The sequence below is a fragment of the Psychrobacillus syltrankelensis genome (assembly GCF_055454035.1).
Genome location: NZ_CM144227.1, coordinates 3,624,067 through 3,642,479 on the forward strand (window position 1 = coordinate 3,624,067; position 18,413 = coordinate 3,642,479).

Consider the following 18,413-nt stretch of genomic DNA (forward strand, 5'->3'; position numbering starts at 1 on the left):
TTACGATCTAGTTCAAGTGCTTTTAAATAATTTAATAAAAATGTAAATAATAGAGGTGAATTAAAATTACTAGAATATGCATGATTAGACACGGAGAAACTGATTGGAATGCAATAGGAAAGCTTCAAGGAAGAACTGATATACCATTAAATGAGACTGGTATTCTACAAGCTGAGGAATGTAGTGAGTTCCTTAAATCATCACATTGGGATGTTATCATAACAAGCCCACTAAAAAGGGCAAAACAAACGGCGAAAATAATAAACAATATTCTCCATGTACCTGTTATTGAGATGGAAGAGTTTTTGGAAAGAGATTATGGAGATGCTGAGGGAATGACATATGAGGAAAGAACGTCTAAGTTTCCAGATAATAAATACCCAAATCAAGAAGAAAGAACATCCCTTAATAAGAGAATAATTGAAGGCATTGAAAAGATAAATCAAAAGTATGGAGATAATAAAATATTGCTTATCGCACATGGTGCAGTAATCAATTCTATTCTATCTATTTTATCTAATGGTGAGATAGGTTCGGGGAAAACGAAGTTAATAAATGCTTGTATCAGTAATATCTACTTGGATCAAGATAATTGGCAAATAAAAGACTTCAATCAAATTTCTCATCTTTCTAAGTACAATTAAAAAGAATATGTATAACCCTTGTTGATCTAATGGTCGTATTGATGAGTGCTATTATTTCCACTTCAAATACGAGTGCTTAGTAGGAGATATTATTTTGCATCATTCAATTTAAGGGGTGGCGATTTATTGAATAAAGTAGCTTTAATTTTTCTATCAATGTTTTTAGTGATGACTGCTTGCCAAACAACAGATTCCAAAGCGATTTCATTGGAAGAAGTGCTATCTTCGTTTGAGGAACAGGAATTGTTACTTAAAGAAAGTAAAGTAAGCGGCAAAAACAGTTTTGGAATGAAACTTAATGGAGTCAGACCTTCTGTTTATGAACTGAGTGGGAAGATGCTCTTGGTTTATATCTATGATTCATCTAAAGAACGAGAAAAGGGTTTGGATGATTTTCGTGATAAAACAGCATTTGCAAATATTGTTTCTTATAATTATTATGATGTAAAAAATGTTCTACTCTTTTATGTACATGAACTTGACCTAAGGTTAGAAGTTGAAGTTCATGAAAACATTCAAAAAGTTGTAAATGAATTAGAAAAAGATTAGTTGTTAAGCAATTGTTCTTTGTTCAACGAACGAGTGCTTTAATTATTTTTACGTAATAAAGATGAATGTGCGATAAAATAAAGCTTGTCTAGTTACACTTATTCTACGCAAGATAGTATTGAGGAACGATTTATTGGTTCTCCTCATTAACAATAAGGTTGTTCATTATGCAGAAAGAAATAAATCGTCTATCTTACTCCTACTAATGGTAAGTTAGTCAAAGATCAGTTAGCTACGTAGACTTCATTAACCATCTAACATTCGTTTGTTATTTTTCTTTTCATCCGCCTACCATAAGAAATCTTCGTCTTCCATCAAATCATTGAGTATGATTTCGACTATATCTTCTCTTGTATGTTTACTGAATTCCGAAAAATGTTTCAATATGTTTTGGGAACGTTTGGGTATTTGCCAGTCCTCCTCTATATAATCACTTTTATCCTTTACCATTAATTTAACCTCGCAATCTTGGCATATCAATAAAAATAGACATTCAATTGTATTACTAATTGGATGTCTATTTTAGGTTTTCTTAAGTGATTCAAAACTGAATGGCTAATCCGCCTAGGAGGAGCTTTTTTATTTGACAATTGTCCTTATTATGTTATAACTATTAATATTAAGCCTAAAACAAAGTATTCAACTAGGAATAATATGTTTCTAAAAGGAGTCTGATGATGGGTAGAGAATTTGTAGAAATTTTTGATGAATGGGCACACTCTTATGATGCTTCCGTTTCTGGTGAAGATCCGGAATATCGCGATGTATTTGAAGGTTATGAAACTATTCTTAGTGAAGTAGCTAATCGTGTTTCGGGCACAGTTATTGAATTTGGAACAGGCACAGGAAATTTAACTGCAAAACTAATCGAAGCAGGTAATTCGGTTATTGGTATTGAACCTAATTCGAAGATGCGTCAAGTAACCGCAGATCGATTTCCTGCGACGAAAATAATAGATGGAGATTTACTTCAATTTAATGTAGCAACTGAAAATATAGATGCAATTGTAAGCTCATATGTTTTTCATCATTTAACGGATGAGGAAAAAGGAGAAGCTTTAAGGACATATGCACAGCTTTTATCTACGAACGGAAAAGTAGTATTTGCGGATACTGCTTTTATTACAGAGGATGCAAAAAATGATCAAATTATAAAAGAAAGAAATCGTGGTTTTCATAACGTGGCTGACGACTTATTAAGAGAATACTATACTACTATCCCTATCCTAACAAAGTTATTTGATGATGCAGGATTTCAAGTAAGCTTCCTAAAAATGAATGATTTTGTTTGGTTAATGGATGCCACAAAAAAATAAGGAGCGTTGAAAATGAAAAAAATGAATGTAGAAAGTTTTAACTTAGATCATACGAAAGTAGTAGCACCGTTTGTACGTTTAGCAGGAACAAAAGTAGGCATTCATGGCGATGAAATTTATAAATATGATATCCGGTTTAAACAACCAAACGAAGAACATATGGAGATGCCTAGTTTACATTCACTGGAGCATTTGATGGCAGAAAATATTCGTAACCACACGGAGCAAGTAGTAGATATTAGCCCAATGGGTTGTCAGACTGGGTTTTATTTATCAGTTATTAATCATACAAACTATGATGAAATCTTAGAAATAATTGAAAAGACATTACAAGATGTGTTGGAAGCAACAGAAGTTCCAGCTTGTAATGAAGTGCAATGTGGCTGGGCTGCTAGCCATAGCTTAGAAGGTGCAAAGGAAATTGCTGCTGAAATGCTTACGAAAAAAACTGAATGGCGACAAATTTATAAAGAGGAAGTCTAATGAACATTTATAGTAATGTACAAGAATTAATAGGAAACACACCTGTTGTAGAAATTACGCATATTCCAATTCCTAATAATTGTCGGATATTTGCAAAGCTAGAATATTTAAATCCTGGGGGAAGTGTGAAAGATCGTCTCGGTATTTCATTGATTGAAGACGCAGAGAAATCTGGAAAACTATTGCCTGGAGGAACGATTATTGAGCCAACTGCGGGGAATACGGGAATAGGAATTGCCTTAGCAGCAGTCGGAAAAGGATACAAAGTGATATTTGTTGTTCCTGAGAAGTTTAGTGTAGAGAAGCAAACATTGATGCGTGCTTTAGGTGCAGAAATAGTAAATACAGATACAGCACTTGGAATGAAAGGCGCCATTGGGAAAGCACGTGAATTAGTCAATGAATTACCAAATGCATTTTCACCATCTCAATTTTCGAATCCTGCCAATCCTGCCACCTATATAAAAACTCTCGGTCCAGAATTGTGGCGTGATTTAGATGGCAAAATAGATGTATTTGTTGCAGGTGCTGGTTCAGGTGGAACATTTATGGGAACTGCTACTTTCTTGAAAGAGCAAAAAACAGATGTAAAAACAGTCATAGTAGAGCCAGTTGGTTCAATTTTAAATGGTGGGGCTGTAGGATCTCATTTGACCGAAGGAATCGGAATGGAATTTTTACCGGACTTCATGGATCGATCTTATTTTGATGCCATTCATACAGTGAGTGATGAAGATGCATTTGCACAACTACAAGCTTTGGCGAAAGAAGAAGGTTTGTTAGTTGGAAGTTCTTCAGGAGCAGCTTTTTATGCGGCAATGAAAGAAGCAGAAACTGCAAATGAAGGAACTCATATTGTAACAATATTCCCAGATTCGAGCGAGCGTTATTTAAGTCAGAAAGTATATGAATTATTTAAGGAGGACAAATAATATGCGTGCAAAAACGAAACTTATTCATGCAGGAATTGTAGGGGACGAGGCAACAGGTGCTGTATCGACACCCATTTATCAAGTAAGTACGTATAAACAAGAAGCAGTCGGAAAATTTAAAGGCTATGAGTATTCACGTACTGGCAATCCTACTCGTCATGCGCTAGAAGTATTGATTAGTGATTTAGAAGGTGGCGTGGCTGGTTTTGCATTTGCATCCGGTATGGCTGCAACAAGCTCGATTATGATGCTTTTTAGCAAAGGTGATCACGTTATATTAACGGATGATGTGTACGGTGGAACATACCGAGTCATGACAAAAGTATTAAACCGTTTCGGTATTGAAGCGACATTTGTAGATACGAGTGATCTAACCAATGTGGAAGCAGCTATTTTAGAAAATACGAAAGCTATTTTTCTAGAAACCCCAACGAATCCTTTATTAAAAATTACTGACATACAAGAAATTGCGAAGCTTGCTAAAGAAAAAGGGTTACTTACAATCGTGGACAATACGTTCATAACTCCTTATTTCCAACAGCCAATAGCACTTGGTGCTGATATTGTTGTGCATAGTGCAACGAAGTATTTAGGTGGACATAGTGATGTTGTAGCGGGGCTAGTTGTTGTGAACTCAGAACAACTTGCTACGGACTTACATTTTGTACAAAACTCAGTTGGTGCAGTGCTTGGACCTCAAGATTCATGGTTACTAATGCGCGGCATTAAAACGCTTGGTTTACGAATGGAAGAACATAATTTAAACGCCCAGCGAATTGCAGAGTTTTTAAATAACCATGAAGCTGTTGGAAAAGTCTATTATCCAGGTCTAGTTAATCACCCAGGTCACGAATTGATGAAAAAACAAACGACTGGCTTTGGCGGAATGATTTCCTTTGATGTTGGAAGTGAAGAAAAAGCAGATGCACTACTATCGAAGCTTCGTTATTTCACACTAGCTGAAAGCCTTGGAGCAGTTGAAAGTTTAATCTCGGTTCCAGCAAGAATGACTCATGCATCCATTCCACGTGAGCGTCGTTTGGAGCTAGGAATTACTGACGGGCTTGTACGGATCTCGGTTGGAATTGAAGATGTAGAAGATTTATTGGAAGATTTAGTTCAAGGATTAGAATAAATAAACACGGTACACCACTTTCGAGAGTGGTGTGCCTTTTTTGTTGACTAAACTCGGAAAACGCTGAGTATCTCAGAAAATCCGGGAGTATCTCAGAAAATCTCAAAGTATCTCAGAAAATCTCTGAGTATCTCAGAAAATCTCTGAGTATCTCAGAAAATCTCAGAGTATCTCAGAAAATCCCGGAGTATCTCATAAAATCCCGGAGTATCTCATAAAATCCGGGAGTATCTCAGAAAATCTCAGAGTATCTCAGAAAATCTCAGAGTATCTCAGAAAATCCCGTGAGTATCTCAGAAAATCACATGAGTATCACAGAAAACACAGAATATCTCAAAATATCTACTTATGGCTTTTAGATTTTGAAAAGCATAGAAATACTAAAAAGGGAACGGAGTAATGGGAGAACCTATTCCCTTTTTAGTTATAATTTGAGTTTGTGTAATCCGAAAGTTGAATTGCATAGTATAGAATATCTTACCAAAAAAATGCTCCAGCAAGGGCAATTCCTGTAATTGCACCCAAAGCAATACCAAATCCAAATCCATCTCCCCAATAGTAACCGTAACCATAGCCGCCAAGACCTTGGGAAGGTCGAATCCAAACCATTTGTCTATTAACTCTAGTAATTTTCCCTAAATGAACTCTACCATCTCGAGTAGTAATTCTTACATTTTGCCCATGATATCTACAACAATGATTATAGTAATTAGATTGACTCATTTTCATCCTCCTTTCAAGACTTTCTACATACAAGTATGTTCTATTAACATATGCCATTAATAATGTTGCATAATAGACATTTGTCTAGTAAATCGCGAACAATGATAACTTCAAACTTTAAAAAACAATGAGTAAACAAATGCATATGATATAAGAAAAATTGAAAAAGGATGGGAAATATGTCGGTAATTCAAACACATGCTTGGCTTTATAATTTTGTAGAATTATGTGAGAAAGAGTCTGAAAAAGATAAATCTTACATACAACGTGAGATAATATGTGACCCTCTTAAGGAATGTTTTCCTAAAATAAATTCAGAAATTGTGCAATATGAACTTTTAAGGCAAGGATTATTTGAGCCAGAGGAATGGTTAACGGTAAAAAATACGGTTAAGGAAATGGAGTCAAAGAAGGTTTGGCAATTAGTGAAACAAGAATATAAATATTTAAGAAAGTTATGGAAGGGTCCGAAGGTTTCCATCTACATTTTTCCGCTAAAAAAAGCTAATCAAAAATCAGGAGAGCAAATACCTACAAAGAATGGTGTAGCGTATAGAAATGCACTTTTTTTATTTTTATCAACAGATCTTTCGGAAGAGGAGATAAAGGCACTATTAGCACATGAATATAATCATGTTTGTCGATTAAAACTTTTAGATTTGGGGCCAGATGAAATTTCATTGAAAGATTCACTTATTATTGAAGGACTTGGAGAGTATGCGGTGAAGGAATTACACGGTGAAAAATTTTTAGCTTCATGGACAAAACATTATTCGTATGAAGAGGCTGTTTATTTTTGGAAGAAACATTTTATACCTTCACTAAATGTTATGGGAATTAAAAATCATCATCATTTTTTATTTGGTAAAGATAAAAGTAGGCTTCCAGTGTGGATCGGTTATCATTTGGGTTATCATATTGTAAATAGCTATCAAGAAAACCAAGGCCCGTTTCATAAAGGTGAATTATATACAAAATCTGCTGATGAAATAATTGCAGGCTCCAACTTTCCTATTTTGTGAGGTGACATTTATATACACGATAACCTATTAAATGATGGTTATGATATAAAAAATTATTATGTTCCTCCCATAAGTCATAGAAATCTACATGTATGTTTTCCGAAAGATTCATGTCATTAATTTCACTTGGAACAAGCTCAGTTGGGGTATTAATAATTTCAATTTGAGTAAACCCTGCATCCTGTAATCTCGATATCCACTCTTCCTCATCTAAAACTTCATTTATGCCGTAAAGATTGCAAACTTTTCCTCGTAATTCTTCAGACAGAATTTGTTCAGCAGTCATTTCAATGATTAACATTCTTCCTCCACTTTTTAGCACTCTGGATAGTTCGTTTAACGTCTTTGAAATATCCGTAAAAACGATAACTGACTCTGCGATAATAAAGTCAAAAGTACTATCTGAAATATTTAAATTTTGGGCATCCCCTTCCATCACATTGACAATGAAGTCACTCTCTTTGAATCGTTCTTTAGCTTTCTCTATCATTATTGGGTGATTATCAATGGCAGTCACATGAAAATCAAATTTTTCGGCTAAGAAAGCTGCTGTCTGTCCCGTTCCACAACCAATATCTAGTACAGTTTCAGTAGGCGGTATGTTTTCATCTTGCAATAATGTTTTGGTTAATGAGAAACCTCCAGGGTGCGCTCCGCCAATTCCGAAATAAGCTAATAAATCTAAATAAGCTTTTGACAATTAGATTACCTCCTATTTTTTTATACAGCTATAATATGCTAAAAAAATTACTATAGATGTATAGGGGACTCACTAATCTAAACACTTACGGATTTCTAAGCATTTGTATTTGAGATGAATAAAAAAGAGTACCAATTCGGTGCTCTTTTTTATTAGGAGCAGATTAAAGGAGATAATATCAGTTTTGGAGAATACAATTAGTTAAGAGGAGTGAAATTATGAGTAAACATTTTTTATCTGTCTCAATTGTTTTATTGAGCATAGCTATTTTTTTCTTTGCTTTTCAACTTGGGAAAAGTGTTAACGTATCATTAGACGCTAAAGCCCCGACACATAAAGTAGAAGTACTAGAAAATGGATTAATCACAGCAAAAGAAGTTGCAGTGTATTTAAGTATGGATGTTGAACAATTTAATAAACTAATAACAAATCAAAATCTTGAAAGAGCAGATTATTCAAGCTTTGATACATATAAATTTATACCTTATATTCAATTGAATGGAGAAAAGTATTTTACTAAAAAACAAGTGGATGAGTGGATAAATTATAATGCTACTATTTGGGGAAATATTCATTTTTAAGAAATCGACAGGAAAATAATATGTGCTTGCGAGGGATAAGGTATGCGAGAAATTTTAATAAGTGAGAGAGTATTTTTGCGTGAAATGGAAGAAAAAGATTGGATAGGTGTTCATGAATACGCTTCAAATAAATTGGTTTGCCGATATCAACCATGGGGTCCAAATACCGAGTTGGATTCAAAGGAGTTTGTAAAGCAAGTTCTGTTGGATGCTAAAAGAGAAGTAAGGACACGATTTGTTTTTGCGATAGTTGAAAAGGAAAATGAGAGATTGATTGGTGCAGGAGAGTTTAATATTCGAGACAATCGAAATAAAACAGGGGAGATTGGGTATATTATCAATCCAAATTTTTGGGGTAAAGGAATAGCGACAGAAGTGGCAAAACACTTGATAGGATTTGGCTTTAAACAACTTCAACTTCATCGTATTTATGCTACTTGTGACCCTCGCAATATTGCATCATCCAAGGTATTAGAAAAAGTTGGTATGACTCTAGAAGGTAGAATGCGTGAAGATTTATTAATAAAAGATGGTTGGAGAGATTCTTCTATATACAGTATCTTAGAGCAGGAGTGGGAATCCTTGTTTAATGAGTAACAGGAATCGGAGAAAAAATGAGGGGGATAATAATGAAAAGCAAAGGCAATTTACTGGATTCAGTTAAATATTTTACTAAAATACATGATGATTTTTTGAAAGAATGGGATCTTGCAATGCTCACGGGAGATACTTCTAAGATAGAAATTATGTCAGATAATTATGTTGTCACGTTTTTTAACAGAAAGGATAACAAGCCTTCTACTTTAGATCGGGAAGAAGCTATTGATGGAATGCGTCAATCTGTCAAAGCACTTTTAGGAGCTAAAAAACGATTTGAAAATAGAATAATTCGAATGAGGAATCTTGAAAGTTTTGTTGTATTTTATGAACTAATTATTGAAAAAGAAAGTAGGGAACTAGCAAGAATTTTTACAATAGAAAATTGGGAGTACAAAGATAAAAAATGGGAGATAGTTCGTGAGTTAGAAGAACACGTTTAAAGAACTATCTATTCCAAAGAGTGTTGTGGTTGAGAAATTAGATAGGTTTGGGATTAGAATTAATACATTATCACTTCCCTAAAATAAGAATGGAACTTTTAACTCCTAATTCCTCTCGTACTTATTATGAGAACCGAAGTTTTAGAGGGTTTTATGGATTAGGATAATATTGGAGGAATCGTGAATGAAAAACAAGGAGAATTTGCTCAAGGGTATAACTTTTTTTATTTGGGGAGTTATATTTCTATATATCTCAAATTTCGTTGACATTCAAAAAAATAATATTGCGTATTTCCTAATTGGTTTTCCCTTGTTTTTGGGAGGTGGGTTACTAATTTTTTATGTATTTGAAAGAAAATCGAAAAATAATCCTTCTGAAGAAGCAATCTCAAAGGGAGAGAAAAGAGTATGACAACAACCTATGTCCAATGGGGTGAATCAAAAGTAAAATTAACTTGGAAACGTGATAATCGACTTCCCGAGCAAAGTTTTATTACAAGTGTCCATGGCTTTTGTTTTCACAATAACAAACTATTATTAGTCGATTTAAATCATAGGGGATGGGACTTTCCTGGAGGTCATATTGAGTCAGATGAAACTTCTGAGGAATGTTTTAAAAGAGAAGTGATGGAAGAAGGCTATGTCGATGGTGAATGTCATCTTTTAGGTTATATGATAGTTGACCACCATGATAATCCTAAATGGGATGAAGAGAGTCCATATCCAAAGGTAGGATATCAGGTATTCTATCGAATGGATATTACCGAAATACATACATTTGATGCTGCTTTTGAGTCAGCACAAAGGGTCTTTATAGATCCCAACGAAGTTGAAGATTATTATCGTGATTGGCAAGAACTCTATCAAGAAATGCTGAAAGATGCTTTGAATTTCCAATTAATGTAAAAGCTTTTTATGGTTGTTTTGGATGTGACCAATTTAAATATTGAATAAAAAGGGCGATATATAATGGCTACATTGAAAATGTCTTTTTTTCTTGCTTCCGAAATGTTGGTTTATTTAATTCTTGGTTTGGTTTTAACTGTAAATGGTTTAAGAGTCATTTATGAAAATTCGGGTATTCCTTTTTTGGGGAATGTCTGGATAAATTGGTTTGGAGTTTCGTACCTGTTGTATTTTTTCTACACAATGATACGGATGCTATTCTTCCAAAAAAAGAATGGATTTTATAGAGAACGAACAAAGGCTATTATTTTTTGGGTGCTTTTTATCGTATCTGTAGTTGTGGTTTTTATTCCATTCTATCTAGGGGGAAATCCGTTTTAATTCTGATGTTTTGTTAATTACATTACGGGCGGTAGGTTATAAAATTGCCTTATGAAGTATTAACAAGACAACTTGCTGTTGTAATTACACTTGCAATTGGGGCATTATTGATTGCACTATACCCCCTTTTACATAAAGAAAATCGATACTTTGCATGGTTTAGTTTGACTACGGGAGTTATTGTTTGGTTGTTATTGATATGGTTTACGTTTGGTGATGAAGTGATTAGATATCAAATATTAAAATATGGGCTTCATTAAAAAGTTAGTAGGAATTGTTGCCGCAAGTAACTATAAGGGATGGGTGGATGTATGAGTAACATTATTAATTACTATCAGAAATTTGATGAATGGGGACGACTTGATAGAGAACCAATTGAATTTCAAGTGAATTGGCATTACATTAAAAAATATATGCCTAAAAATGGTTGTGTATTGGATAACGGTGCAGGACCAGGAAAGTATTCCATGGAACTAGCTAAAGAAGGCTATAAGGTTACATTAACTGATTTAACACCAAAGCTAGTTGAAGTTGCTGAAAATAAAGCAACTGAGCTAGGGTTAAAAGAGCAGTTTAATGGATTTTATGTTGCCGATGCTAGAGATCTTAATAAACTGGAAGAAAATGAGTTCAATGCGTCACTAATGCTTGGTCCTATGTATCATTTACAAGAATCAGATGATCGTGTTAAAGCAGTGGAAGAATTATATAGAGTTACAAGAAAAGATGGGATTGTTTTTGTAGCATTCATGTCTCGAATTAGGCATATTTTTTCATCACTTTTATCTCCAGAGAATTGGAAACCAAACAATAACATGGATTCCATCACTCAGTTTTCGCAAACGGGCTGTTTTAATCATGCAGATGAAGGACGTTTTACAGGTGCTTATTATTTTAATATTGAAGAAATAAAACCGTTTATGGAAGCACAAGGATTTGAAACACTAGAGTTAATTGGATCAAATGTTGGTGCAATTTTAAATAATGAAAGTTGGAATTATTGGCGAGATAAAGGAGAAAATGAGGTAGAAAAAGTTATTGATTTAATTATAAATAATGCAGCAGACCCTCATATTCTAGGAGTATCCTCTCATTTGCTTTATGTTGGTAGAAAAAGTAATTTGTTAACACGCTGAAAAGGAGATAGTAATTTTAGAGGTAGATTCGGTAGAAGAAGCGCAAGATTTTGCTAATAGATCCTGCAGTACTGTAATAGAATTTGAGGCGAAGATTTATCCATGGGAACCTTTAGAGGGAATTTTCAATCAATAAGTTGGTTGTAGCGTTATAGGAACGGGGGGACTAAATGCTTGTTGATAAAATAATGAAACCAATTTTATTTCTATTAGTAATTACCATTATGTCGGGTTGTGCCAACAAAGAAGTTGGACCCAGTTTAACAAAGGTTAAAGGAGATGGTCTGACCTATAGTGAGTATTTTAAGATGGTCGATGAACTCGATAAGAGAGAAAATATAACCTATTATAAGCCTTTGCCAATTGCTGAAATGATGCAAGTTGCACCTGATTCTATTAAGAATACCGTTCACCCTATTGATTCGAAAAAGGTACCTTTTGAAGTAAATAAACAACTGGCATATCTTGTTACTTCAAAAGATAAAAAGGGAAATTTACAAAATCAAGTACAGTTTACCTACTCTCACAAAAATGAGTATGCTCAAACAGACGAATTTTTCATCCTATCCGTTACAGAACTAGATGAAAATCCACTAGAAAAATATGATTTTTCAAAACAACAAATCGATACCGTTGGGAATGAGCTAAGAAAAGAAGTCTTAACAGACGGAATACCAATTTTTCATCAAGTGATTACTACTAATAGTGCACTTATTTATGGATACTATTCGTACGATGAAAAAGAAAAACGTGTATTAACTGTGGGAACTAAAGCCAATGAATTGTACGGTTATTATAACGGCTACTTATATCACGTAGGTTATTACTTAATGAACGATAAAAATACGAAAGAAGTACAAGATGCAATTCTTCAACTAACTCGCGAGTTTATATTGGGGGCATCGTAATGCGAATTCTATTGAGTATCCTTACAGTTCTACTTCTGTTGTCGGGTTGTTCTAGCAAATCATCTCTAGAACTAATAAGTTCTTCAGTAGAAATAAATGATGGTGGGTCCATTCATATTAATTATGGGGAAAAGGAAAGTAAATACATAGATTGTACCCAACTTAGTTATCATTTCGTATTAAAGAATACTGGTATTAGGACAATTGGAAAAGTAGGGAAACTTAATAACGAGACCTATGAGGATAAAATAAGAGTAGTTATTGAACCTAATAAAGGATTGCAAGCGGTTAGCGAAGAGGTGTTGGGTTCTAACCTTTATACTGTAGGAGGAATTTCTGGGTTGGGTTCAACGATGAGCCCAATTATTAAACCAAATAAAGAAGGAGAATACACTTTTGATTTTAATCTGGGTGCAATAGAGAAAAACCCTGCAATAAGTCTTGCACCTTCACAAGAAAAATTAAATAAGTTACTAGAAAATGCCATGGACGCTACATTGGTTGTATATATTGGGGATAAGGAAATAGCACGTTTTGATCTTACTAAATGATCTAGACTCAAGTAATTATTCTAAAGGGGAAATGAAATTGACCGTCGATCTTCAACTAGTTTTAGAAACAGAAGCACCTATTTTACGTAATTTATATGCACTTTATCTTCATGATCTTTCAAGATTCACAACAAATATTGATATTGGAATAGATGGTTTTTTTCATTTTGAGGATTTAGATTCTTTTTGGAATGTAGAAGGAATTTCACCCTATTTCATAAAGAACGAGAATAATATTATTGGTTTTTTACTACTATTAGAAAGACCTTTTCTGAAAAAGGAATATGATTTCGGAGTGAATGATATTTTCATACTAAATAAGTACAAAGGAAAAGGATTCGGTAGCAAAGCTTTAGAAAAATTATTTAAAGAAAAGCGCGGCAAGTACTTTGTAATAGAGCTTGAAGAAAATCTTCCAGCAGTTTCATTTTGGAAGAAGATTTATGAGCAACTAAATATTGAATTTGATGAAAAAAAAGAAATAGTGGATGATGAAAACTGCTTAGTACAAACATTTACAATTTAATTTACAATAAATAGTTGAGTTGTATTATTAGTAAATTGCGTCTGGATGGAAATACTACATGCTATTAAAATACTTAATAGAACATACGTGTGGTATAATTAAAGGATAATAGATTGGTAGCTCAAGGGTGGTTAGCTCACTCCCGTACGAAAGGGGGTGGTGCTAGTGTCAGTATTCGAAGCATTGATGTTCGCAGTAGCTTTTGCAACATTGGTCGTAGTAATTCTGTCATTTAACCATAATAAATAACCCATCCTTGAGTTTAGAGCTCGATGGGTTATTACCTAACAATAGCCAATCCCCCTTGAAGGGAACCACTATTATATTTGGCCGTTTGATGTTAGCGCATCAAACGGTCATTTTATTTTATTCAAATATTACCTTTATTATACGTTTGAATTGTTTGTTTTTCAAGTAACCAGATTTAGATGATTGAAAATGGATTATATTTTCAACAAAATGAAATTATTAAGCAGGTAAACTCGTTATGATAGATGAGTAAGAAAAACGAGACATGCGCATGATCGTTTTAGCAAGGGGGTCAATATGGAAGAAGAGCTGCAATGGATTCAAGAAGTGTTAGCTGGCAATAAACAGGCCTATGCACACATTATTGATAAATATAAAAATCCGCTTTATGCGACGATTTTACGAATGACAAGAAATTCTGAGAATGCACAGGATTTAGTACAGGAAGCATTCATCAAAGTGTATCATCAGCTGGATAAATATGATCAAAAGGGCTTGTTTGCCAGTTGGATTTATCGTGTAGCAATCAACCATTGTATGGATGAGTTTCGTAAAAAAAGCTACAAGATGAAGCAAGTAGAAATTAACGAAGAAAAGGTTGTAAATACTAATCATCCTGAAATCATCTTTTTGAAAAGGGAGAAAAGTAGACAACTAGAACGACTTATATCAACCCTACCAGAAGATGAACGAATGATTATTCTTTTGCGCTATGTGAATGAATTAAGCTATACAGAAATTTGTGAGCTTGTTGAAATACCTCTATCAGACGTTCGAAATAAACTTCATCGGGCGAAGAAAAAAATGAGAGATACCGTAAAACGAGAAGGAGGCTATTTTTATGAACTGTCCGAAGGCAGATAAACTTTCTGAGTTCGTTGATAACCTGCTTACAGAACAGGAGCATACTCTATTAGACATACATTTAAAAACTTGTGATAATTGTAGAGGTATTGCTCAATTGTTTAAAGAGGAACATGAATTTTTACTAGAGACATTACAAACACCAACTTTACCTGATAACTTTGCATCTCTTGTTTTGGAACAGCTTGAACCATACGACCCGAAGATAGAACGTAGAAAAGGTCACCCTTGGAAAAGAATTTTACTTTTGGCAGGGGGAATTGTGTTTGCACTTGGTCTAACAGCTACATTAAGCCCTACCTTTGCTCAGTTTATAGGTGGCATGTTTAGTACCGAACAAGTAGATAAAGGATTGAGAATGGCCTCAGAAAAAGGTTTGGAAGAAAGAGTAAACTTAGAAGTAAATGACCAAGGTCTTACTCTTAAGGTAGAGGATATATTTGTTGATTCTTCTCGTGTTGCAATATCAATTCAAATGATAGATGAAAATGGCATAGCCCAGAGACCAAATATAAATTATCATAATCGAAACAATAGTATTTCTGTTTCTGGTTATAATGGAAAAAGCAATATAGATATTGGATATATTATGAATAGAGGCCTTGATTATAATTTAATTCAAGTTCCTCTAAATGAAGATGATTTAGAGAATATAACAATCAAGTTAAATTTTGTTGAGATGAATGGTAAAATTGGAAAATGGAAACTAGAGGTGCCAGTGGATTTAACTGATAGCAGTTTATACACGACCACAACCCTTTTAAATAATATGACAAAAAATATTGATGGAATTACCATTAATTTAAAAGAAATTCAATTTGCTTCTTCGTCGACTACATTGTTATATGAAACTTCCTTCTTAATGGAAGAACAAGCAGTAATAGATGAACAAGTCAAATCGATAGTAGAAAAATTTGGAGAAGATGTAAGCACTTTTGGTATTTATAATACGTTTATTCACTACCATCTAGAAAACGAACAAAATAAGTCTATCTTTAAGCATCACCCCTTTTTCACAAATCAACCGCCGGACAATGGACTTATTCTAAGTTCTGGTCGTAACGGAGGATTATTAGGCTATACAGTATGGAAAGAATCTTTTGTACCTCAGAAGGTTGATAGCAAACTTACCTTTGTCTTAGACGGTGTTTACAAATCGATTCCTAGCAATTACTCTGTTAAATTTAATCCTAAAAAAATTAAGGATGTTCCTGTTTCATTTGAATATGAAGGTAATTTGATTAGTATTACAAAAGCTGAATTACAGACTAGCGTCAAGCAAGGTGATTCAGCAATCCTTCAAATTGTAATGGAAGGCAGTAAAGAAGATGATGCCGCAGAACTGGGTGTGTGGGCATTAATGGATGATACAGGTAAGTCTTATGTTAGGTTAGAAAATGACTCTACAAAGACTGAAAAAGAAAACAATAATAGCTATAAGCGGACCATTAACTTCCTAACAGATGGTTTAGAAGTAACCCCAGAAGAACTGACTTTACATTTACTTTCTGTGTCTCGTTATCAAGAGCTCCAAGATAAATGGAAGGTTCCATTATATTAAACGAATTTAACTTATATTGAAATTTATAAATTAGCGTCTTCTTCTACGGTTCAACCTTTGTAGAAAGAAGACGCTTTTGTTTTTTGTGATAAGGCTAGAAAGTCATCAACTCAGATGTTTCACCTTTGCTAAGTTCAATTGTTTCGATAAACTTTTCGACGGTCGTTGTTAGGTATGTATTAGATCGTCTTATAAAAACGGTTTTAATTTTACTATATTTTTCTGGTAGAGAATGGCATTTTATTAATCCTCTTGCTTGCAAGTGGGAAACCGCTGATTTTGGCACAAATGTAATACCAAGACCAGCCACAACGCTGCTTAAAATGGTTTCCAATGTACCGAATTCCATTACTTTTTTAGGGGTAATATTTTCGTCAGTGTACCACGCTTCGAGTCTTGCTCGGTATCCGCAACCCTTGCTAAAACATAAGAATGGTTCGTTCTTTAATTGTTCGATGGACATCGTGTTCATATCCGATATTAAGACAAGCTCTTCTTGAAAAACATCGTGAGCTATTAAATCGGGGTGGATGTCTGTCTCCGTTACAAAAGCACCGTCCAAACGGTGGTTCAACACTTTCTCTTGCAACTTTTCTGTTACTCCTGAGAAAAGAGAAAAATCAACGTTTTTATACTTTTTCGTATAAGTAGATAGGATAGTAGGTAGCTTGATGACAGTTTCTACTGTGCCAATTTCTAATTTTCCAGACGGTTCTTCTTTGCTTTGCACCACTTTTTTCATTTCATTTGTTAACGATAGTATTTTCTCGCAATATACTAATAGTTTTTTTCCTTCAGGTGTTAAACTCATTCCGCGGTTGTGTCGGTTAAACAAAGGTGTATTAAGCTCCTTTTCGAGCTTATGAATTCTCGATGTGATATTTGATTGTACATAACTTAATTCTTTTGCAGCTTCTGTGACAGTCCCTTTTTCAGCGACTTTTTGGAAAATCTCCAAATCTTTAAACTCCATTTTTTATCCCTTTCTAACTTCCGTTTTCTTTATGGTATCACGAATAATGATATCAAACATCAATATTACTCATTTTACAAGATAGTGGTTATGAAGTTTAATGTATAAGGGAAAACGAAGAAGGAGATTTTAGTTTTATGAAAAATAATATTTTACTAGGTACTTTTTTATGTTTTATTGCGAGTGTGTCATGGGGTGCTATGTTTCCTGTAGCGCACGATGCTTTTAAATATATTGATCCGTTTTATTTTACTATTTTCCGTTATGGAACAGTAACGATTATTTTGGTAGTGATTCTTTTATGGAAAGAAGGAAAACAAGCATTTCGATTTGAAGGAAAAGGAATACTATTGTGGTTTTTCGGGACGATGGCTTTTGCTGTATATAACTTACTAATCTTTTTTGGAGAAAATCTCTTAGGAGGGCCAGGGGTAATGGTTGCTTCTATTATGGAATCTTTAATGCCAATGATATCTATAGTAATATTTTGGATTCTACATAGAAGAAAACCATTTACGTTCACATTAGTATGTGTATTACTAGCTTTTATTGGTGCTTTGCTCGTTATTACGAAAGGAAATTTTAGTGCATTCTTATCGGCAACAGATAATATTATTCCATTTTTCCTTATCTTATTAGCGGTTATTGGATGGGTCGTATATACAATGGGAGGAAATAAGTTTAGAGGTTGGTCTGCGTTGCGCTATTCAACTTTAAGCTGTCTGTTAGGAACAGGAACTGCAGCTATAATTGTTTTCATATTAACTCTTTCTGGAAATGTTAACTTACCGAGTATGGAAACAATCCAAATTGTTAGTCCGCATTTAGCTTTCATGATTATTTTCCCAGGAATTATTGCATTGTTAGGATGGAATATTGGAGTTAGTATACTCTCTCCTTTAAATGGTCTATTATTTATTAACTTTGTGCCTGTTACAACGCTTGTTATTTCCGGTATTCAAGGTAATCAAATTACATCTTATGAAGTAATAGGTGTCGGGCTCATCATATTCGCTTTAATTTCCAATAATATTTTTGTTAGAACGCGACAGAAGTTAGAAGCTCCTAACCATGCCAAAAGAAGCCTGCAAGAAAGTGTTTCTTAAATTTAAAAGTGTTTTCTTCTACGGATAATATTCTGTAGAAAGAAGACACTTTTTTTTGAATTCAGTATGATAATTTTCAACCGATAAAGCGTAACACTGAGTTCATCTTCCGTTCACCTAGCGATAA

Annotated in this window: 24 protein-coding genes; 21 read left to right on the forward strand and 3 right to left on the reverse strand. The window is 34.0% G+C overall.

All coding sequences use genetic code 11. From position 1 onward, the window contains the following. The first annotated feature begins 65 nt into the window (after nucleotides 1-65). From ACTSKG_RS17865 to ACTSKG_RS17890, 6 genes are all read left to right on the forward strand, one after another. On the forward strand, nucleotides 66-644 hold the full coding sequence (locus ACTSKG_RS17865) for a histidine phosphatase family protein (RefSeq protein ID WP_464758063.1): 579 nt from the start codon (nucleotides 66-68) through the stop codon (nucleotides 642-644). Between the two features lie 126 nt (nucleotides 645-770). Next, nucleotides 771-1,193 carry a hypothetical protein gene (locus ACTSKG_RS17870; RefSeq protein WP_464755875.1) on the forward strand — a complete coding sequence of 141 codons (423 nt, stop codon included), beginning with the start codon at nucleotides 771-773 and terminating at the stop codon, nucleotides 1,191-1,193. 677 nt (nucleotides 1,194-1,870) lie between these two features. Next, complete coding sequence (locus ACTSKG_RS17875) at nucleotides 1,871-2,509, forward strand: class I SAM-dependent DNA methyltransferase (protein WP_464755876.1); 639 nt, start codon at nucleotides 1,871-1,873, stop codon at nucleotides 2,507-2,509. A gap of 12 nt (nucleotides 2,510-2,521) precedes the next feature. Then, entirely contained in the window at nucleotides 2,522-2,992 is a 471-nt protein-coding gene (locus ACTSKG_RS17880) for an S-ribosylhomocysteine lyase (RefSeq protein ID WP_464755877.1), read from the forward strand. Then, nucleotides 2,992-3,924, forward strand: a complete 933-nt coding sequence (locus ACTSKG_RS17885; protein WP_464755878.1) for a PLP-dependent cysteine synthase family protein — start codon at nucleotides 2,992-2,994, stop codon at nucleotides 3,922-3,924. Before ACTSKG_RS17880 ends, ACTSKG_RS17885 begins: the two co-directional genes overlap by 1 nt. A gap of 1 nt (nucleotide 3,925) precedes the next feature. Beyond that, complete coding sequence (locus tag ACTSKG_RS17890) at nucleotides 3,926-5,059, forward strand: bifunctional cystathionine gamma-lyase/homocysteine desulfhydrase (protein WP_464755879.1); 1,134 nt, start codon at nucleotides 3,926-3,928, stop codon at nucleotides 5,057-5,059. A 477-nt stretch (nucleotides 5,060-5,536) separates the two neighbouring features. Here ACTSKG_RS17890 and ACTSKG_RS17895 read toward each other — a convergent pair whose 3' ends face one another. Next, nucleotides 5,537-5,782, reverse strand: coding sequence for a hypothetical protein (locus tag ACTSKG_RS17895; RefSeq protein ID WP_464755880.1), 246 nt, complete (start codon nucleotides 5,780-5,782; stop codon nucleotides 5,537-5,539). A 179-nt stretch (nucleotides 5,783-5,961) separates the two neighbouring features. Here ACTSKG_RS17895 and ACTSKG_RS17900 point away from each other — a divergent pair, with 179 nt between their 5' ends. Next, entirely contained in the window at nucleotides 5,962-6,804 is an 843-nt protein-coding gene (locus ACTSKG_RS17900; RefSeq protein WP_464755881.1) for a DUF2268 domain-containing putative Zn-dependent protease, read from the forward strand. Here the strand turns inward: ACTSKG_RS17900 and ACTSKG_RS17905 are convergent. Continuing rightward, on the reverse strand, nucleotides 6,794-7,504 hold the full coding sequence (locus tag ACTSKG_RS17905) for a class I SAM-dependent methyltransferase (RefSeq protein ID WP_464755882.1): 711 nt from the start codon (nucleotides 7,502-7,504) through the stop codon (nucleotides 6,794-6,796). The two genes, ACTSKG_RS17900 and ACTSKG_RS17905, sit on opposite strands and share 11 nt — an antisense overlap. A 218-nt stretch (nucleotides 7,505-7,722) precedes the next feature. Between ACTSKG_RS17905 and ACTSKG_RS17910 the strand changes: the two genes are divergently transcribed. From ACTSKG_RS17910 to ACTSKG_RS17970, 13 genes are all read left to right on the forward strand, one after another. Beyond that, on the forward strand, nucleotides 7,723-8,085 hold the full coding sequence (locus ACTSKG_RS17910) for a hypothetical protein (protein WP_464755883.1): 363 nt from the start codon (nucleotides 7,723-7,725) through the stop codon (nucleotides 8,083-8,085). Between the two features lie 42 nt (nucleotides 8,086-8,127). Beyond that, nucleotides 8,128-8,682 (forward strand): GNAT family N-acetyltransferase, encoded by a 555-nt coding sequence (locus ACTSKG_RS17915; protein WP_464755884.1) that lies wholly within the window; start codon nucleotides 8,128-8,130, stop codon nucleotides 8,680-8,682. A 32-nt stretch (nucleotides 8,683-8,714) separates the two neighbouring features. Continuing rightward, a complete protein-coding gene (locus tag ACTSKG_RS17920) occupies nucleotides 8,715-9,125 on the forward strand; it encodes a hypothetical protein (RefSeq protein ID WP_464755885.1) in 411 nt (136 codons plus the stop codon). Nucleotides 9,126-9,309: 184 nt separating this feature from the next. Next, entirely contained in the window at nucleotides 9,310-9,537 is a 228-nt protein-coding gene (locus tag ACTSKG_RS17925) for a hypothetical protein (protein ID WP_464755886.1), read from the forward strand. Continuing rightward, complete coding sequence (locus tag ACTSKG_RS17930) at nucleotides 9,534-10,031, forward strand: NUDIX hydrolase (RefSeq protein WP_464755887.1); 498 nt, start codon at nucleotides 9,534-9,536, stop codon at nucleotides 10,029-10,031. Before ACTSKG_RS17925 ends, ACTSKG_RS17930 begins: the two co-directional genes overlap by 4 nt. Before the next feature lie 63 nt (nucleotides 10,032-10,094). Then, nucleotides 10,095-10,412 (forward strand): hypothetical protein, encoded by a 318-nt coding sequence (locus ACTSKG_RS17935; protein ID WP_464755888.1) that lies wholly within the window; start codon nucleotides 10,095-10,097, stop codon nucleotides 10,410-10,412. 44 nt (nucleotides 10,413-10,456) lie between these two features. Beyond that, a complete protein-coding gene (locus ACTSKG_RS17940) occupies nucleotides 10,457-10,672 on the forward strand; it encodes a hypothetical protein (protein ID WP_464755889.1) in 216 nt (71 codons plus the stop codon). A 51-nt stretch (nucleotides 10,673-10,723) separates the two neighbouring features. Continuing rightward, nucleotides 10,724-11,548, forward strand: a complete 825-nt coding sequence (locus ACTSKG_RS17945) for a class I SAM-dependent methyltransferase (RefSeq protein ID WP_464755890.1) — start codon at nucleotides 10,724-10,726, stop codon at nucleotides 11,546-11,548. Nucleotides 11,549-11,718: 170 nt separating this feature from the next. Beyond that, nucleotides 11,719-12,456: a hypothetical protein gene (locus ACTSKG_RS17950; RefSeq protein ID WP_464755891.1), complete on the forward strand. Its 738-nt coding sequence runs from the start codon at nucleotides 11,719-11,721 to the stop codon at nucleotides 12,454-12,456. After that, entirely contained in the window at nucleotides 12,456-13,007 is a 552-nt protein-coding gene (locus tag ACTSKG_RS17955; RefSeq protein WP_464755892.1) for a hypothetical protein, read from the forward strand. The genes ACTSKG_RS17950 and ACTSKG_RS17955 overlap by 1 nt, the downstream gene beginning before the upstream one ends. 37 nt (nucleotides 13,008-13,044) lie before the next feature. Continuing rightward, a complete protein-coding gene (locus ACTSKG_RS17960) occupies nucleotides 13,045-13,533 on the forward strand; it encodes a GNAT family N-acetyltransferase (protein WP_464755893.1) in 489 nt (162 codons plus the stop codon). Between the two features lie 546 nt (nucleotides 13,534-14,079). Continuing rightward, nucleotides 14,080-14,646, forward strand: coding sequence for an RNA polymerase sigma factor (locus tag ACTSKG_RS17965; protein WP_464755894.1), 567 nt, complete (start codon nucleotides 14,080-14,082; stop codon nucleotides 14,644-14,646). Further along, on the forward strand, nucleotides 14,624-16,207 hold the full coding sequence (locus ACTSKG_RS17970; RefSeq protein ID WP_464755895.1) for a DUF4179 domain-containing protein: 1,584 nt from the start codon (nucleotides 14,624-14,626) through the stop codon (nucleotides 16,205-16,207). Before ACTSKG_RS17965 ends, ACTSKG_RS17970 begins: the two co-directional genes overlap by 23 nt. Before the next feature lie 94 nt (nucleotides 16,208-16,301). On the opposite strand, the gene ACTSKG_RS17975 is transcribed toward ACTSKG_RS17970, so the two are convergent. Beyond that, the gene (locus ACTSKG_RS17975; protein ID WP_464755896.1) at nucleotides 16,302-17,180 is read right to left on the reverse strand and encodes a LysR family transcriptional regulator; all 879 of its coding nucleotides are present in this window, start codon (nucleotides 17,178-17,180) and stop codon (nucleotides 16,302-16,304) included. Between the two features lie 137 nt (nucleotides 17,181-17,317). Between ACTSKG_RS17975 and ACTSKG_RS17980 the strand changes: the two genes are divergently transcribed. After that, complete coding sequence (locus tag ACTSKG_RS17980) at nucleotides 17,318-18,286, forward strand: DMT family transporter (protein WP_464755897.1); 969 nt, start codon at nucleotides 17,318-17,320, stop codon at nucleotides 18,284-18,286. Nucleotides 18,287-18,413: the final 127 nt, after the last annotated feature.

Coding starts and splice junctions, on each gene's coding strand:
- ACTSKG_RS17920 (WP_464755885.1), top strand. CDS start 8,715: ATGAAAAGCAAAGGCAATTTACTGGATTCAGTTAAATATTTTACTAAA.
- ACTSKG_RS17950 (WP_464755891.1), top strand. CDS start 11,719: ATGCTTGTTGATAAAATAATGAAACCAATTTTATTTCTATTAGTAATT.
- ACTSKG_RS17925 (WP_464755886.1), top strand. CDS start 9,310: ATGAAAAACAAGGAGAATTTGCTCAAGGGTATAACTTTTTTTATTTGG.
- ACTSKG_RS17880 (WP_464755877.1), top strand. CDS start 2,522: ATGAAAAAAATGAATGTAGAAAGTTTTAACTTAGATCATACGAAAGTA.
- ACTSKG_RS17910 (WP_464755883.1), top strand. CDS start 7,723: ATGAGTAAACATTTTTTATCTGTCTCAATTGTTTTATTGAGCATAGCT.
- ACTSKG_RS17915 (WP_464755884.1), top strand. CDS start 8,128: ATGCGAGAAATTTTAATAAGTGAGAGAGTATTTTTGCGTGAAATGGAA.
- ACTSKG_RS17975 (WP_464755896.1), bottom strand. CDS start 17,180: ATGGAGTTTAAAGATTTGGAGATTTTCCAAAAAGTCGCTGAAAAAGGG.
- ACTSKG_RS17890 (WP_464755879.1), top strand. CDS start 3,926: ATGCGTGCAAAAACGAAACTTATTCATGCAGGAATTGTAGGGGACGAG.
- ACTSKG_RS17935 (WP_464755888.1), top strand. CDS start 10,095: ATGGCTACATTGAAAATGTCTTTTTTTCTTGCTTCCGAAATGTTGGTT.
- ACTSKG_RS17875 (WP_464755876.1), top strand. CDS start 1,871: ATGGGTAGAGAATTTGTAGAAATTTTTGATGAATGGGCACACTCTTAT.
- ACTSKG_RS17965 (WP_464755894.1), top strand. CDS start 14,080: ATGGAAGAAGAGCTGCAATGGATTCAAGAAGTGTTAGCTGGCAATAAA.
- ACTSKG_RS17955 (WP_464755892.1), top strand. CDS start 12,456: ATGCGAATTCTATTGAGTATCCTTACAGTTCTACTTCTGTTGTCGGGT.
- ACTSKG_RS17930 (WP_464755887.1), top strand. CDS start 9,534: ATGACAACAACCTATGTCCAATGGGGTGAATCAAAAGTAAAATTAACT.
- ACTSKG_RS17900 (WP_464755881.1), top strand. CDS start 5,962: ATGTCGGTAATTCAAACACATGCTTGGCTTTATAATTTTGTAGAATTA.
- ACTSKG_RS17885 (WP_464755878.1), top strand. CDS start 2,992: ATGAACATTTATAGTAATGTACAAGAATTAATAGGAAACACACCTGTT.
- ACTSKG_RS17980 (WP_464755897.1), top strand. CDS start 17,318: ATGAAAAATAATATTTTACTAGGTACTTTTTTATGTTTTATTGCGAGT.
- ACTSKG_RS17945 (WP_464755890.1), top strand. CDS start 10,724: ATGAGTAACATTATTAATTACTATCAGAAATTTGATGAATGGGGACGA.
- ACTSKG_RS17895 (WP_464755880.1), bottom strand. CDS start 5,782: ATGAGTCAATCTAATTACTATAATCATTGTTGTAGATATCATGGGCAA.
- ACTSKG_RS17970 (WP_464755895.1), top strand. CDS start 14,624: ATGAACTGTCCGAAGGCAGATAAACTTTCTGAGTTCGTTGATAACCTG.